The organism is Streptomyces sp. NPDC001914 (assembly GCF_042891215.1).
In the GTDB taxonomy this organism is placed as follows: domain Bacteria; phylum Actinomycetota; class Actinomycetes; order Streptomycetales; family Streptomycetaceae; genus Streptomyces.
This window is the reverse complement of record NZ_JBIASW010000004.1, coordinates 295,869-312,161: the sequence shown is the minus strand read 5'-3', so window position 1 is coordinate 312,161 and position 16,293 is coordinate 295,869. Positions and strand designations below refer to the sequence as shown.

Here is a 16,293-nt window from a genome sequence, read left to right as displayed (position 1 = left end):
GACGGGACGACGAACATGACCGGCGCACGATGGGCCGGACACCGGCTGACGGTGGAGGGCTGGATCAGGCTGGTGCTGGCGCTCATGGCGCTGCTGGTGGTCGTGGGCGCCGTGGTCGGTGCCGGACTGCTCCGGAGCACGGCCGAGGTCACCGACCATCTGCTGATGGACGTCGAGCCCGCGCAGACGGAGGCGTACCGGCTCCAGTCGGCCCTGGTCGACCAGGAGACGGGAATCCGCGGTTACGCGATCGCGGCCGACCGCCAGTTCCTGGACCCGTACGTACAGGGTCAGAAGGACGAGGCGCACGCCGCCGCCCGGATGCGCGCCCTGATCGGCGACCGTCCCGAACTCCTCCACGAACTGGAGACGGTCGAGAAGCGGGCGGCCGACTGGCGGCGCACCTACGCCGAACCCCTCGTGGACGCCATCACACCGGGCGAGCCCCGCACGATCGACGCAGCGACCGCCGAACGCGGCAAGAAGTCCTTCGACGGCATCCGCGGCGCGTCGTCCGAGCAGATCGCCGGGCTGCAGGCGGCGGTCGACCACGGCCAGGACCAGCTCAGCACCGCGCGAAAGGTCCGCGACTCGGTCCTTGCCGCCATGGTCGTGGTGTTCCTGCTGACCGGAGTGGTGCTGACCTTCCTGATCCGGGCACTGGTGACGCGTCCGCTGGACGATCTGCGCATCGCCACACGCCGGGTGGCCCAGGGCGACTTCGACCATGTCATCACCGCCGGCGGCCCCCTCGACCTCACCGCCGTGGCGGGAGACGTCGAGAACATGCGGCAGCGCATAGTGGCCGAGCTGGGAGCGTCCCGCGAGCAGCGGGAGATCCTGGCCCGCCAGAAGACCGATCTGGACGCGCAGGCGGTCGAACTGCGCCGCTCCAACGCCGAGCTCGAACAGTTCGCCTACGTGGCCTCCCACGACCTTCAGGAACCCCTGCGCAAGGTCGCCTCCTTCTGCCAGCTCCTCGAGAAGCGCTACGGCGACCAACTGGACGACCGCGCACGGCAGTACATCGACTTCGCGGTCGACGGCGCCAAACGCATGCAGATCCTCATCAACGACCTGCTCACCTTCTCGCGCGTTGGCCGCGTGAACGACGCCCGCCTTCCGGTCGATCTGGACCAGGCCCTCAGCAAGGCACTGGCCAACCTGGACAGTTCGATCACCGAAAGCGGCGCGAGCGTCGACCGGCCGGACGAACTGCCCCGGGTCGTCGGGGATCCGACCCTGGTCACGATGCTCTGGCAGAACCTGATCGGCAACGCCGTCAAGTTCCGCCACCCCGACCGGCCCCCGCACGTCCGCGTCACCTGTGAGCCGGACCCGGAGGACTCCGGCGCCTGGCGCTTCTGCGTCACCGACAACGGCATCGGGATCCCGGCCGAGTTCGAGGAGAAGGTCTTCGTCATCTTCCAGCGGCTGCACGCCCGCGATGCCTACGGTGGAACCGGCATCGGCCTCGCGCTGTGCAAGAAGATCGTCGAGTACCACGGCGGCCGCATCTGGATCGACACCACCCACACCGACGGCACGCGTTTCTGCTTCACCATCCCGTCCGCCGACCCGGCGGACGCCCTTCACGACAGCACCGAGGACAAGGCCCTGATATGACAACTCCCGCCGGCACCCCCATCGACGTCCTCCTCGTCGAGGACGACCCGGGCGACGAGCTGATGACCCGGGAGGCGTTCGAGGACAACAAGATCGGCAACACCCTGCACGTGGTGCGCGACGGCGAGGAGGCACTCGACTTCCTCTACCGCCGCGCCGCCCACACCGACGCACCCCGGCCCGACCTGATCCTCCTCGACCTCAACCTGCCCAAGTACGACGGCCGTCAGGTCCTGGAGAAGATCAAGTCGGACCCGGCCCTGTCCCACATCCCGGTCGTCGTCCTCACCACCTCGGCCGCGGAGGAGGACATCCTGCGCAGCTACAAACTGCACGCCAACGCCTACGTCACCAAGCCCGTCGACCTGGACCAGTTCATCGCCGCCGTCCGCCAGATCGACGACTTCTTCGTCCAGGTGGTGCGCCTGCCACGGCAGAACGGCTGATCAGGAAGCCGATCGCGAACCGGCCGTCGGCTGCCAGGTGGCCTGCACCAAGGCCCGTTCGACGCCCGCCAGATAGACGGCCGCGGCGAGCCACGCCCGTGCGTAGCGTTCCGGGTCGACCCCGCCGGTGCGGCCGAAGACGTCACGGGTGCGCCGGTCGGCCTCCGAGGTGAGGCCGGCCGCCAGATCCGCCGCCGTCCTGAAACCACCACGCCGCAGCGCCGCCCCGTCCCCGCGCAGATCACCGTCCCGCGCGGGCTCCGCGACGGCCCTGCGGCCGCCCGACACGGCGACCTCGACCAGCCGCCGCAGCCGCCACAGCGGGGCCTGCGCCAGGGGGTCCGGCACCTCGGTGCCCGGTCCGTCCCCAGCGGCGAGCGCGGCCGCGCCCAGGACGTCGGGCGACGGGAAGTGCGAGCCCTCCAGCCGGTTGTAGCCCAGGTCGGCGTGCCCCTGCCACTCCGCCGGCAGCCGCAGCGTCGCCTCGGTGCCCGGCAGCGGGGCGACGGCCAGCGGGCGGAGCGTGGCGGCACGATCCGGGTCCAGGCGGCCGACGACCCGCAACCGCAGTCCCTGCCGGGAAGCGAGCCTGCGGAAGTTGGCCGTGTGGGCGAGCCCCGGGTGGTCGGCGGCCGGGGCCAGTCGCATCAGGACGCCCTCCGTGTCCGGCCGTCCTGCGGGCAGCTCCCGGGCGATCAAGTGATCCCCGACCGCCCCGACGAGGACCAGGTCGCAGCCGACCAGCTCGCGGGCCGCCTGCTCGGCGCGCTCCGGGTCGGCGTCCGGTGCCGCGCCGAGCCGTTCGGCGACGGCTTCGGCGAGCGGACGCTCGAAGAGCGCCGCGAGCGGACCCGAGGTCCAGGACCCACCCGTGAGCGGAGTGGCCCGCACCCCCTTGCCGGAACCGAGCCGGCCGTCCGAGGACACGGTGGCGCCGGAGATCAGCAGCCCGCCCCGGGAGAGCTGGGCGTGATCCAGGTTTCCCGAACCGAGCGCCACGGTCGCGGTGGCCGCGCCCTGGGCACGCGCCGGTCCGCCGGGCTTGACGTCGGCGACCGAATACCAGCGGCCGTCGTCGGAGACGACATGGGTGACGACTCCGCTGTAGCCGGTGGCGGCGATCACCGGCTCACTGCAGACCCCGTGGACGCGCAGGCTGCCGCCCGACCGGTAGGCGCGGCGGGCGGTGCCGATCAGCGCCGGCCCCGGAGCCTCCGCGCCCAACAGAGCCGTGGTGAGGAGCAGTTCCCGCACCTGAGCCACGAGGTCGGCCAGCCGGTGGCCGTCCTGACGGGCACGCGCGCCGCGCAGCCCTCGTACGACCCGCAGCGCGGCCGCCTCGGCGCGGTGCAGCCCGGCGAGCCGGGCCGAGTGCGCGGCCCTCAGCAACTCGGCCTGGGGGACCGCGCCCGCGGCGGGCGCCCCGGCGGCGAGCAACGCCGCCGCTGCCGACCACAGTTCGGCCGCGGCGGCCCGCTGGACGCCAGTGAGGGAGACGGGCTCCTCGGACCCGGTGCCGGCCTCGGCGACGGGCGCGGCGGCGGAGGTACCGGCAGGCGCCCCCGCGGGATCAGCGGTGTGCGACCCGCCGGGATCAGCGGTGCGCGACGCGCGGTCGGCGGCCGTGGCGGAGGCGCCGGCATCGGGAACAGGCGCCGGGGCGCCGGTCGTGGCGGCGACCGTCTCGGAGCCCTCCGGCTCCGCGCCGTCACCCGCGGACGTGGCTTCGGCTTCCGGATCGGCCAGCGGGCAGGCGCCGAGGACGGCGGCCCGGTGCAGGCACCTGGGGGCGAGCAGGCAACTGCACACCGCCTGGGCCGCGTCCGTGACGGAGCCGGACCCGCCGGGGGTGAGCGTGACCTCCGCGTCCTCACCGCACCGGACACGCCGGACCACGCCGTCGGTCACGACCGGCAGGGCCGCGTACGACGTGATCGCGGCGTCCAGCTTCTTGCGCAGCCTGCTGGTCAGGCCCTCCACGGCGGAGGCGACCACATCGGGCGCCACCGGGGGCAGTTCGGCGTTCAACGGGCTTCTCCGCGGAGACGGTCGCCCACCCAGCGGGCGAGGGCGAGGGGGCTGAGCGCGGCGACGGGCATGCCGGCCGCGACGAGTTGCTGCGCGACGGGCACCGAGTAGCGGGGGGTGCCCGTGTCGTCCAGAGCGGCGCAGCCCATCAGGTGCACCCCGGAGCTCGCCAGGGCCTGGACCTCGCCGAGGAGACCGCCCAGCGGATAGCCCTCCTCGAAGTCGCTCACCACGACCACGAGGGTCCGGCTGGGCACGGTGACCAGGGAGCGGGCGTGGCGGAGCCCGGCCGCGATGTGGGTGCCGCCGCCGACCCGCACCTCCAGGAGCAACGACAGCGGATCGTCGACCCGGTCCGTCAGGTCGATGACGTCCGTCGAGAACGCGAGGAAGTGCGTGGACAGGGTGGGCACACCGCCGAGGACGGCCGCCGTCAGGGCCGACCAGATGACGGAGGCCTCCATCGACCCGGACACGTCCACCACGAGGATCAGACGCCAGTCCGCCTCCTTGCGCGAGCGGGTGCTGAACACCGGCCGCTCGGGCACCACGACGGTTCGCCCGTCGGCCGTGCGGCGGGTGTGGGCGAGGTTGGCCCGCAGGGTGCGCGGCAGGTCGAGCCGTCCGCCGGGCCGCCTGGTGGGGCGGGGCGTGGCGAGCCCGGTGAGGGCCGGACGCATCCGGGTCGCGAGCTCCTTGGCCAGTTCGTCGACCAGACGGCGTACGAGCGGGCGCAGGCGGGCCAGTTGTTTCTCGGGCATCCCGCCGGCGAGGGAGAGCACCGAGGTCAGCAGGTCGACGGACGGGCGCACGGAGGCGGGGTCGAGTTCCGCCAGTACGTCGCTGCGGCCCTGGTCGGCCGCGCGGGCCAGCACCTCCTCGCGGACCTGTGCTCCGAACAGCGCCTCCAGTTCCTCTGCCCATTCGCGGGCGGTCGGGAAGGACGCCTCCCGGCCGCCGCCCTGGCCGGGCGTACCGCCTTCGCCGCCGAGGTCGCAGGAGCCCTCGCCACGGCCGGCGCCGTACAGCTCGTCGAGCGCGTGCGCGTAGCGGCGGGCGCCTTGCGGGAGCTTGTCGGTCTCCCGGCCGAGAAGCAGCCGCCAGCGGTCGGCGGGCGTGATCCGGACAGGGGCGGACGGGGCGGACGGGGCTGTGGCGGCGGACGGGATGGACGGGGCCGTGGCGGCGGACGGGGTCGCGGAGTGCGATGGCGCGGTGGGAGCGGGCACGGTGTCCTCGGCCCCGGTCCGGCCGGGAATCGCACGGAACCCGGAGTCGTCCGCCTCCGCGACGTTCGGATCCGCCGGCAGGCCCAGTGCGCGCAGAGCCGTGAGCCCCGCAGCGTCCGCGGCCGTCCACAGCGCGAGGAGGTGCGGCGACGCGGTGAGCGACAGGTCGAGACGGTCACCCAGCCGCTCGGTCACGGTGTGCAGGAGGCGGTCGCGGCCCGCGGGAGTGAGTGTGTCGAAGCCTCCCCGCAGGGCGGGCAGCCGGTCCAGGAAGTCCTGGTCGCCGAGCGTGTCGACCCGGTCGAGCAGGGGGTCGAGCGCCGTCGGCGCCGACTGGAGCAACGCGGCCGCGCCACTGAGCAGCCCACCGAGACGGCGGCCCAGCGCCTGCCGCGCCTCCGGGCCGGTCGCCGTGTCGATCCAGCCCGCGGTACGAGCGCCGAGCACGGCGGCGTCGTCGAGGTCGAGCAGCACCCGGGCGGCCAGCGCGGCACCCTGGATCAGCGGTGAGCCCGTGCGGGCCAGGGTGCCGAGGGCGTCGTCCATCCGCAGTCCGAGGCGGTGTTCACCGGCGCGCGAGGCGAGTTCGACGAGGGCGGCCGTGTCCTCCGGCCGGTCACTGCCCGCGAGTCCGGGCAGGGTGCGGACCGCCGACTCCAGCAGTTCGGCGGCCAGTTCGGCGGCCGTCCGCCGGGTCTCGGGGCCGGTGCCGGGCAGATGACCGCGGCACAGCGCCTCCAACAGGTCCAGCGCGGCGAGGAGTTCGGGCAGCGTGGCCGTGGCGGGGAAGAGCGTGGCCGCATCGGCGAGCCGCTCCGACACGAGCGAGGGCAGATCGCAGCGGGCGGCGGCGCCGAGTGCCGCGAGGACGAGGGCGCAGGTGGGACCTCCGTCCGCGGACTCGCGGCGGTACGTCTCCCGCAGGGTGCCCTCGGCGGCCAGGGCCGGGGTCACACCCCGCATCCCGGCCAGGTCCAGCCGTACAGGGACGGCCGGCGTCCAGGACACCCGCCAACGCGTGGTGAGCGCGGACCCGTCGCCCGTACCGGCCACCGCGACGGTCTCGCCGTAGCCCGCGCCGCACACGGCGAGGCGCTGGAGCAGGACCTCACGGCGGTCGTCGAGGGCCGAGCGGAGCGGGTCGAGCCTCAGCTCGCGCGCCGCGGGATCGTCGGGGCCGGGCAGCCGGAGCGCGGTGACCTCCGCCTCCACGCACGGACCGAGCCCGGAGCGAGGTGTGCCCGGGGCGATCCGCCCCCGCTCGGTGCCGACCAGGACCACTTCGAGGGCCCGCGCGAGGGCCCGGCCGCGGCCCAGCGGTTCGCCCTGGCCCATCACACTCGTCAGCGCTTCGATGACCTCGCCGCGCCCCGGTGCCGCGAGTCCGCGCACGCGTGCCAGGTCGTCCGCCATGCGCAGGGTCTCGGCGGCCTCGCCCGTGCCGGCCGGGTGCCCGGCCGCACGCAGTTCCCGGCACACGTCGGTGACGACCCGGGCGGCCGCCTCCCGCACCCGCTCGGGGTCCCCTCCGGCCCGGAACACGGCCTGCTGCCAGCGCGGGTCCCGGATGCCGGCCGGGTACCCGGAGCGGGAGTCCAACAGATCGAAGGCGTAAGGGACGAGCGAGGTGACGACATCCGGATCGTTCGTACGAGCGCCACGGTCGACCCGTGTCGGGACCACATCGACGGCACCTGGACCTGAGCCTGAAGCTGAACTCGACCTTGAGCCGGAAGCTGAACCTGAACCTGAGCTCGAACCTGAACGTGAACTTGAACCGGAAGCCGACGCTGAGGCCGAGGCCGAAGGCGAACCGGAACCCGGGTCCGAGTCCGGGCCGGTGCCCTGCTCCATGTCCGCCGCCAGGGCGCTCGCGGTCAGCGCCGGGGCGTGGAACGCGCCGACGACGGCCGCGACCCGGCGCCCGTCGGCCGACGCACGGGCGATCGTCTCCCGCATGTGTGCCTCACGGGCAAGGTCCAGCGCCGGTGCGCCGCCCGAGGCCTCGGCATCGCAGCGCAGCGCCCAGCCGACACCGAGCGCGGCGCGGCGGATCTCCTCGTGGGTCGAGCCCGGGGCGAGCACTTCGACGCAGCGGTCCCACAGATCGTCGCCCTCACGTCCGGTCCCGGAGGCGGCGAGCGCGTTTCCGAAGGAGACCGGCGCGGTCACGGGGATCTCCTCGGCCACCGCGGACCGCGTGTCACCCGAGGGGAAGGGGCCGTCGCCGCTCCACCGGGGATCGGACATCGGCAGGTCGCAGCACACGACGTCCGCTCCGCGTTCCCGCGCCCAGCGGACCGCGGCCAGCTCAGGGGAGAAGTCGGCGAAGGGGTAGAAGCCGAGCCGGCCGTTCTCACCGGCTCCGGCGAGCGCGACCGGTGCGACGGTGCCCGGCGCGGCGAGATGCGGCAGCCACGCCTGGAAGTCGGCCGGCAGCTCCACGCACACGACCTCGGCCCCGGACGCGTCGAGCAGGGCGGGCACCGCCGCGGCGAGCGCCGGACTGTGGTGCCGTACCCCCAGCAGGTACGGCGCCACGGAGCCGGCGAGGGCGGTGACGGCCGCCCGTGGATCCTGGGTGTACGTCACCGGAGGTTCTCCCGCAGGTCCCAGAGCCGGCGCCACAGCGCGGAGCCGTCCTCGGCGCGGCGGCGCACCGGACCGTCCCAGTAGCCGAGCAGACGCGCGTGGTCGGCGGGGTCGTCCTTGCGGACGACGCCCAGCAGATGACCGGGGACCAGGTCGAGAGAGTCGGCCCCGGGAAGGTACGCGGCGGCCACCCCGAGGGAGACCGCGACCTGCACCGCCTCGGCCGTAGACATGACCGTGCCGGGCCGCTCCACGTCCCAGCCCTCGGCCGACCGGCCGGCCCGGAGGTCGCGGAAGACGGTGACCAGCACGTCCAGGACGGCGTCGTCGACGCCGAACGCGGCACCGGCCCGCTCGACGGCCGCGACGGCCTGCCGCCGTACGAGCGCCGTCTCGGCGTCGACGTCGGCGATGGGGTGCACGGTCTCGAAGTTGAAGCGGCGCTTGAGCGCCGCCGACATCTCCGAGACGCCGCGGTCGCGCAGGTTGGCGGTGGCGATGACGGTGAACCCGGGGGCGGCCGCGACCTGGGCGTCGTCGGTGCCGGCCAGTTCGGGCACGCTCATCCGCCGGTCGGACAGGATCGAGACCAGCGCGTCCTGGACCTCGGGCAGACAGCGGGTGATCTCCTCGACGCGGGCCACCCGCCCGGCGCGCATGGCGGCCAGCACCGGGGAGTCGACCAGCGCCGTCGGCGTCGGGCCCTGGGCGAGCAGCAGGGCGTAGTTCCACCCGTAGCGCAGGGCGTCCTCGGTGGTGCCCGCGGTGCCCTGGACGGTCAGCGCGCTGGTGCCGCAGACGGCGGCGGACAGCAGCTCGGACAGCATGGACTTGGCCGTCCCCGGCTCACCGACGAGCAGCAGGCCGCGCTCTCCGGCGAGGGTGACGACGCAGCGCTCGACCAGGGCACGTTCGCCGACGAACTTGGGCGCGATGACGAGCTTGTCGGGCAGCGTGTCGTGGTGCTCGGGGAGTACGAGGGGCTCGCCGCCGCTGCCGCACACGAAGGTGATGACGGCGCGCGGCGTCAGCCGCCAGCCGGGCGGGCGGGGACCCGAGTCGTGGGCGGCGAGGAAGGCGAGTTCGGTGGCGTGGCTCTCCTCGGCGGGCAGGGTCTGCCGCGCCGGAAGGGCTGTCGCCGTGTCGGTCGAGGACATGCGTGTTCCTTGCTCGATGGGTACGTGTGTCGTGAGGTGCGGAAGATGACTGGAGCGTTCGGTGAGTGGCCGCGTTGTAAGGGGCGGACGGTGGCCGGGTGTTCGGTAGGTGGCGGCGTCCCGTGAGTGGCGGACGGTGGCTGGGGTGTTCGGTAGCCACCGGCGCCCCATGAGTGGCGGACGGCGGCCGGGGCGTTCGGTGGGTACCGGCGCCCCGTGCGTGGCGGAGGACCACCGGTGCGTCGGGCACGCATCGGAGCGTCGTGGGTTGCGGAAGGTGCCGGGGCCCGTGCCGAAGGTCGTCACGGGCCCCGGCGATGCGTCAGCGGCGCCGGCCCGGTCGCACCGCGAACTCCTCGAACCGGGGCCCGCCGCCCTCACGGACCTGCTGCCAGACCCTGCGGTACAGATCCGCGACCGGCTCGGCCGGCACGATCACGGCCAGCAGGGCTTCCTCGTTCCACAGCAGGTCGTCGTACAGCGGACGCTTCCACTGCTCCAGCGGAACGCGCGGCGCCTTCGGGACCACCCAGCCGCCGGGCAGGAACAGCGAACGTCCGGCCCTCGTGCGGCTGGCCTCCACCACCAGGTCGGTGGCGGCCAGTTCGGCACGGGCCGCCTTGAGCCGGGCCGGCTTCCACCCCGTCCAGCGGGCCGTCATCCGGTCCGTCGGATCGGGCATCGCGAGCAGCATCAGATAGAGCGCGGCGGCGTCCTCACCGAGGCCGTACTCCTTGGCGGCCTCGGTCACCAGGTCCGGCACCGAGCGGGTCGGGTCCTGCGGCCACCAGGTGCCGTCCTTGCCCCGCTCGCCCGCCTGCGGGTCGCCCGGATCGGCGAGCAGGGCCTCGAAGCGGGCGGAGCGGGCCAGTCTGAGGGCCACCTCCACCTGATAGGGGCGCTGGCCCTCGGCCCGCAGCGCGGGCAGATACGGGTCCTGGCCCGCCTCGTCGAGCAGCGAGACCCGCAGGGCGGGGGAGGGCTGGTCGTCGTGCGTGGCGAGGACGACGGCGCCGTACCGCTCGAAACCCTTGCCGACCTCGGTCGGCGCGCCCGCCGTCTTCCGGAAGGCGGTGATGCTGACGTACTGGTTGAGGTCGAGAATGAGCCCGGGGTGGGACAGCCGGTCGCGGACGGCGGCGAGCGCGGAGGGCAGCGCGGCCCGGATCGGATCGCCGGCGGGCAGCCGGTGAGCGAGCCAGGCGGCGAGTCCGACGAAGCCGATCAGGGTCGGTCCGGCGAATCCGGGTGTGCCGTTGTCGACGCTCTTGACCCGGTCGCCGTCGACCGCCCACTCCAGGTCGCGGGTGAGCCGCGGCTCACCGGCCGGGTCGAGGATCGCGGGCAGTGCCTGGCGGACGTTCCACTGCCCGTGCTTGAAGGCACGCACCGCGTCGCTGAGCAACTCCTCGGGCACGGCGGCCCGTCGGCCCACCCTGCTGTTCCAGACGTCGGCCGCGGCGGCCCAGTCCGGTCCCTCGGTCCACAGACGCTCCGGCTCGGCGGGCAGCAGCGCGGCCACGACCGCGGCACGGATCTCCGGAGCGACCTGGTGCAGTTCCTCCTTGGCCACGGCCGCCGGTGCGGCCTTCACCCCGATGGCCGCGCAGGCCTGCGCGGTCAGGAACGACCGTTCATAGACGTCGACCTGGGGCAGACCGGCCACGATCAGCCGGGCCATGGTGTCGGTGACACCCGTCAGACGCGCGAACTCCTCCGCGGCCCGCGAGAACCAGGGCGCGGGGCCGCGCGCGGACAGCTCCGCGAGGAACGCGCCGAGCCGGCCCGCGTGCCCGGCCCCTCCCAGAGGGGCCGACTTCTGGAGCTCGTAGGGCTCAGGGGTCTCGAATCGCCCGGCCGGATCGTGGAAGAAGCCGGTGAAGACACAGCCGTCCTCGCCCTGGGACACGCGTCCCACGACGGCGATGAACGAGCCGTCGCCCAGGGGCAGCAGGCCGTTCCACGCGCCCTCGCGCCACTCGCCCGACGGGGTGCGCAGCACGCCCGCCCCCAGGCGCAGTTCGACCGCGCGCCAGTGCGAGGACTCGGCGCCCGACACCAGATCCAGCGCGTCGAACTCGGCGAGCAGCGCCCGCAGGGCCGCACGGTGCTCGTCGGCCGTGGTGCACGCCGCGGCCCGGAAGGCCAGGGCGGGTACGCGGTCGAGCAGCGTCTCCAAGTGCGGCTGGCCGACGGGAATCCGTCGCCCGTCGAGGTGGAGGAGTGCCGCCGGTCCCTCGGCCGTGGGAGTGCCGGAGAGCCCGGCCGCACGCTTCATCTCGCGCAGGGCCCGGAAGACGGTGTCGGCCTCGTCGTCCCGGTTCCACCAGGAGCGGGTGGTGCCGCACAGACCGTTCGTGGCGTCGAGGAGCACGGTGTCGGGCGGCCCGGCCGGGCCTTCCTCCTGCGGGCCGCCGTCGAGAGCACGGGTGAGCCGGGCGGCCACCGCGTCCAGGACGGCCTGCTGACCGCCCGCGTGCCGGACGACACCGGCGATCCCCGCGACGAGCGCGGTGTGGGTGACCGGGAGGAGGGAGCGGATCGCGTCGAGGAGGACGTCCTTGTCCTCGTCCCCCGCTGCGGACAGCAGAGCCGCCGCCGTGTCGCGGTCGACGTGCCGCAGCGACGCGGAGCCCTCGGGATCGCGGGCCGTCAGACACTCCCAGTACTGCACGGGCGGCAGCAGCAGAGAACCCTCGCCGAAGGCTCCGGGCGCGCGGTCCGTCTTGGCCACCGAGGTGGTGACGCCGTCCGCGTCCACGATGGCGAGGCTCCAGCTCCCGCGGACTACGGCGCGCGCCTCCGCCGCTCCGGGGAAGACCACCAGAGTCGACGGCCGGCCGACGTCCGGGGGCAGGGTGACGGTGTGTCCGGCCAGATCCTCGGTCCGGACGGAGCCGTCGGGCAGCTTCACCGCCCGCAGACCGACCAGACCCCCGACGGGCGCGGAAGCGGGGCCGGCGTCGGCGGTCGGCGACGGGCTCAGCCGGCCCCCGCCGAACGTGCTGCCCTGCGGGGCGTCGCGGAGGGCGTCGGCGAAGAAGGCGGGCCTGCTCATCCGGCCGCGCTCACCCGTCGCCGGGTCGTACTCGTACCAGTCGTGGGTGCCGCCGTCCGAGCTCCACACCCAGTACGACACGCCGTCGCAGAGCAGTTGCCGCTCCTCGGGCAGGGTGGTGTCCCCGGCGTGCAGGACGCCGCCACCGGTCGTACGGCCGCCGCCGGGCAGCGCCAGGGTGATCGGTCCGGTGCCCTGATACCAGTCCATCCGGGTGCCCCGGGTGTTGCGGGCGCCCTCCAGGGACACGGGGCGGTCGGGCCGGGGGTGCCAGTAGCCGCGCAGGCCGTCGTTGCGGTCGTTCCAGTAGACGAGAAGCTCTCCGTCCACGTGGTGGAAGCCCGGATCGCCCCAGCCGCTGTTCGCCGGGACGCGCAGGTCGTGGGTGAGCAGCGTGCCCTCGGCGCCGATCACCCGGGCCTGGGCCGCCCCGGCCACGATGAGGTGGGGCCAGGCGTCGGCGACGACCACGTCCTCGACGTCGGCCTTGGGGACGAGGGAGGCGACCGCGTCCTCCCAGGCGGGCCAGCCGAGTTCGTCGAAGAGTCCCGCCCGCAGGGTGCGCGCGAGGACCGGCGCGAGATCGGTCGCGGCCGCGGCTCGCACCTCGTCCTCGGCGAGGGCCAGCGCCTCGGCGGGCAGCCACTTCAGCCGGGCCAGCGCCTCGGGCAGCTGGGGCAGACCCACCGCGGTGAACCGCCGTACGACCGTGCGCACCCAGTCCGCGAGCAGGGGACCGCCACCCGGAGACGACGCCAGCAGGGCGATCGCCCGCCGCGACTGGTCGTCGTCGCCGAACCGGTCCGCGCCCCGCCGGAACGCGCCGTGGAAGCGGTCGTCGGCGGCCACCGACACCAGATCACGGCGCCCCTCGCCGAGGGCCCACTGCGACAGCAGCAGCGCGTCACCCTTCCGCGGAGCGGCCACCGGAACGTCCAGCGACAACAGCAGGTCGATCAGGTCGAGGTCGTCCACGGCCCTCAACGCGGCACCGGAAGCGGCGAGTTCGGTCCGCAGGCGCTCCGCCGCCCGTTCCACCAGGGGATACAGCTCGGCCATGCGACTGGGGTCACGCCACGACCGGGCCCGCCGGCGGTAGTTCAGGAACCTCTCCAGCCAGCCCGCGGCACCGTCCTGCGGCCGTTGCTCCTCGGGCAGGGAGGCGTCCCACAGACCCGCGGTGGCGCCGGAGGCCTCCAGCAGCTCCAGCCACATCGGCGGCATGTCACTGTCGTGAGCGGCGGGCATCAGATCGAGCAGGGCACCTCGCACACGCGGCTCGCGCGCGGCCAGTGCGACCAGCGCCGCGCGGTGTCCCTTCCACCAGCCGGCCGCCGCGCGCAGGGTCGCCGGAAGCGCGAGGAGTTCGGAGACGTACTCCTGCTCGGTGAGGTTGGCGTCCCGGCCCGCCGCCCGGGCCAGCTTCCGCAGGTCGTTCGCCATCTGCACCGACGGCGGCAGCCCTCCCGCCGTACGGCGCAGGCACAGTCGTGTGAAGCGCCGCAGCGCGTCCTCGGCCGGCACACGAGCCGCCAGCTCCCTCGCGTACGCCGACAGCACCTTGACCGGGAGGGCCCCGGCGAGCGCGAACTCCAGGAACACGGCGTCCAGCCGGTCCTCCTGCACCGTCAGACCGTGCTCCGCCTCGGCCTTGCGGGCCCGGGTGAAGAGCTGGGCCGCGTACGTCGCGTTCTCCTCCGCGAGGAACACGCGCCCGGCCTGTTCGTAGAACGTCGGCAGGAAGTGCGGCACCGAGGCCGCCAGCCGCTCGCCCAGTTGCACGAAGGCGTCCAGGGCGGCCTTCGGACGGGACTTGGCCTGCCGCCCGGCGCGCTCCAGGTCCGGCACCACGCGCAGGGCGTGGTGGCCGTCCTTGGGGTGGTGCACCAGCACCCATTCGGGAAAGCCCAGCGACTGGCGCGGCCCCAGCCCGACGACGACGGGTTCCGCGTCCTGTTCCAGACCGAGGAACCCGGCGGCCAGGTCCTCCGCCGCCCCCAGTTCAGCGGCGACCAGCCGCACCACGACCCGGTCGTCCAGGCCCGGGTGACGGTACGTCCGCGCCGTCAACGGTACGCCCAGCTCACCGGCCTCCGTGTCGGGCGGCAGCACCGCGCCCGCCGTCAGCAGTTCCTCGTACGACACCTGCGTCCCCCCGCTCATGCGTTCTTGCCCTCCTCGATGACCCGGCCCGCGTACAGCGCCGCGGCCATCCGCATCCCCTCCGACCAGGCGACCGGTCCCACCTCGCCCAGCGGCAGGGCGCGGCCGTCCTGGTCCCGCCAGGTCAGCGCCCCGGTCTCGACCTCGCTGTCCCAGTACGGCTCCCCGATCCACACCGAGGACTCGAGACTGCGTCCGCCGTCCCGCACCCGGGCGGTCGCGTACCCCCCGGACACGCGGTAGCCGAGCGAACTGGCCCGTGCGGCGAGGGCGAAACGGGAACTGAACGAGCCCCCGGCGAAATCCCGCACCTCATGGGCCTTGGCGCGAAGGTCCTCGGGCTGCCGCCACGTGGCCCGGTGGATCTGCTCGACGCGCTGGACCATGCCCAGTTCGGCCGCGAAGTCGCGCAGATCGTCCAGGTCCGCAAGGAGCACCGGGTGCGGAAGCGTGACCGTGCGCGGGGCTATCCGGACCGTCTCGCCGTCCAGGTCCACCAGTCGCAGTTCGCCGTCGTCGGTGGCGCCGCGCAGGAAGCCCACGTCGTCGGGGTCGTCGCCGACCACCACCAGATCGCGCAGCGCCGACTGCCAGGCCTCGTCGGGCCACACGCGGGCCAGCAGCCCGGTGGGCACGGGCAGCGACGACACCATCCACGCGTCGACCTGTGCCACACACGCCGTGGCATGCCGGTCCAGCCACTCGGCGAACCGCCGCAGCCGGTCCACCTCAGGGTGGTCCTTGAGCGCGCGCGGCAGCGACTTGAGCTGTCGCCCCGCCGCCCGGCCCGAGGTGGCACGCGCCGCCACCCGCCCCTCCACAAGGGCGACTTCATACCCGTCACCCGCCGACACCCACCCCACGAGCCACAGCCTTCCGCGTCAAGAACACCAGATGAGAGCACACTTCGCCCAGGTCAGTCGTCCAGGGCAGAGTGCGACTGTGCAGCGAACGCTAGCGCCGGGCACTGACAATCGACCGCGGAGCCCCACAGATCCCGGCCGCCCCACCGGAGTCCGGGCCACCGCCGATATCGTGCGGTCGTGATCAACTCGTTTGCGGGACTTGACGACACCGAGGTCGCGACGGCCGCCGCCTCCGCCGGAGCGGACGTGGTGCGGGCCCTGTACGGCCGGCGCCTCACGCGCATCGACAAGGGCGGCGGAGACTTCGCCACCGCCGCCGACCTGGAGGCCGAGAAGACCATCCTCGGCATCCTTCGCGAGGCCCGGCCCGACGACGCCGTGCTCGGCGAGGAGAGCGGCCCGCAGGGTGCGGCGGGGGCGGCCCGCCGGTGGCTGGTGGATCCCCTGTGCGGCACGCTCAACTACGCCGCCGGCACCATGCTGGTCGCCGTGAACGTGGCGCTGCGCGGCGGTGCCGCCGCGGTGGCCGACCCGTTCGGCGCCGAGGTCTTCTTCACCGACGGGGAAACCGCGTGGGTCCGGCGTGACGGTGCCGATGCCCGACTGGCGCCCTCGTCCGCCACCGGGCTCGTGGACGTCAACCTGGACCCGCCGTTCCCCGGCGCGCCCGGCTTCCGCGCCGTGGACCTGCTGGCCCGGCCCGCCTTCGTGGAACGCTTCCGGCCCCGGGTCGGGTCGACCACGCTGGCCCTGGCCTGGGTCGCCGCCGGCAAGAGGGCCGCGTACGTGACGGACGGCGGCGATCTGTCCGGGAGCGTGCACTTCGCCGCGGGTATCGCGCTGTGCAGGGCCGCGGGCTGTGTCGTCACAGGGATCGACGGGGGCCCGATCGGGCCTTCGGGCCGGGGACTCGTGGCGGCCGCCGACGACGAGACCCACCGTCTGCTGATGTCGATGATCGAAAGCCGCCCCTGACCGCGGGGGAGCCGCCGCCCGTTCCGGGTCACGTCCGCCGGTGTGAACGACATCCCGCAACGAACCCAGGATGTCCGTGAACTCAACATGCCTGGTCGCGGCCCGAACCTGACGTGCCCCGGATCGGACGGTCCGGGATCGTCCGTGACGACT

The 16,293-nt window shown here is 74.1% G+C and carries 8 protein-coding genes; 3 read left to right on the top strand and 5 right to left on the bottom strand.

The features are described 5' to 3' along the window. The first annotated feature begins 15 nt into the window (after nt 1–15). Both ACFYYF_RS13965 and ACFYYF_RS13960 read left to right on the top strand, forming a co-directional pair. The gene (locus ACFYYF_RS13965) at nt 16–1,626 is read left to right on the top strand and encodes a CHASE3 domain-containing protein (RefSeq protein ID WP_388775043.1); all 1,611 of its coding nucleotides are present in this window, start codon (nt 16–18) and stop codon (nt 1,624–1,626) included. After that, nucleotides 1,623–2,072 carry a response regulator gene (locus ACFYYF_RS13960; RefSeq protein WP_388775041.1) on the top strand — a complete coding sequence of 150 codons (450 nt, stop codon included), beginning with the start codon at nt 1,623–1,625 and terminating at the stop codon, nt 2,070–2,072. The genes ACFYYF_RS13965 and ACFYYF_RS13960 overlap by 4 nt, the downstream gene beginning before the upstream one ends. Here ACFYYF_RS13960 and ACFYYF_RS13955 read toward each other — a convergent pair whose 3' ends face one another. The 5 genes from ACFYYF_RS13955 to ACFYYF_RS13935 all read right to left on the bottom strand — a co-directional run bounded on the left by ACFYYF_RS13955 (nt 2,073) and on the right by ACFYYF_RS13935 (nt 15,162). Further along, nucleotides 2,073–4,100, bottom strand: a complete 2,028-nt coding sequence (locus ACFYYF_RS13955; RefSeq protein ID WP_388775038.1) for a hypothetical protein — start codon at nt 4,098–4,100, stop codon at nt 2,073–2,075. Continuing rightward, nucleotides 4,097–7,921, bottom strand: coding sequence for a DUF5682 family protein (locus ACFYYF_RS13950; RefSeq protein ID WP_388775036.1), 3,825 nt, complete (start codon nt 7,919–7,921; stop codon nt 4,097–4,099). Before ACFYYF_RS13950 ends, ACFYYF_RS13955 begins: the two co-directional genes overlap by 4 nt. Beyond that, nucleotides 7,918–9,078, bottom strand: a complete 1,161-nt coding sequence (locus ACFYYF_RS13945; RefSeq protein ID WP_388775034.1) for an AAA family ATPase — start codon at nt 9,076–9,078, stop codon at nt 7,918–7,920. The genes ACFYYF_RS13950 and ACFYYF_RS13945 overlap by 4 nt, the downstream gene beginning before the upstream one ends. Nucleotides 9,079–9,400: 322 nt before the next feature. Then, the gene (locus ACFYYF_RS13940) at nt 9,401–14,299 is read right to left on the bottom strand and encodes a DNA-binding protein (protein ID WP_388775031.1); all 4,899 of its coding nucleotides are present in this window, start codon (nt 14,297–14,299) and stop codon (nt 9,401–9,403) included. Next, nucleotides 14,296–15,162, bottom strand: a complete 867-nt coding sequence (locus ACFYYF_RS13935) for a DUF4132 domain-containing protein (RefSeq protein ID WP_361679882.1) — start codon at nt 15,160–15,162, stop codon at nt 14,296–14,298. The genes ACFYYF_RS13940 and ACFYYF_RS13935 overlap by 4 nt, the downstream gene beginning before the upstream one ends. A gap of 180 nt (nt 15,163–15,342) precedes the next feature. Here ACFYYF_RS13935 and ACFYYF_RS13930 point away from each other — a divergent pair, with 180 nt between their 5' ends. Next, a complete protein-coding gene (locus tag ACFYYF_RS13930) occupies nt 15,343–16,140 on the top strand; it encodes an inositol monophosphatase family protein (RefSeq protein ID WP_388775028.1) in 798 nt (265 codons plus the stop codon). Nucleotides 16,141–16,293: the final 153 nt, after the last annotated feature.

Excerpts from the sequence above, each read along its gene's own strand:
- ACFYYF_RS13965 (WP_388775043.1), top strand. The coding sequence starts at position 16 with ATGACCGGCGCACGATGGGCCGGACACCGGCTGACGGTGGAGGGCTGG.
- ACFYYF_RS13960 (WP_388775041.1), top strand. The coding sequence starts at position 1,623 with ATGACAACTCCCGCCGGCACCCCCATCGACGTCCTCCTCGTCGAGGAC.
- ACFYYF_RS13945 (WP_388775034.1), bottom strand. The coding sequence starts at position 9,078 with ATGTCCTCGACCGACACGGCGACAGCCCTTCCGGCGCGGCAGACCCTG.
- ACFYYF_RS13940 (WP_388775031.1), bottom strand. The coding sequence starts at position 14,299 with ATGAGCGGGGGGACGCAGGTGTCGTACGAGGAACTGCTGACGGCGGGC.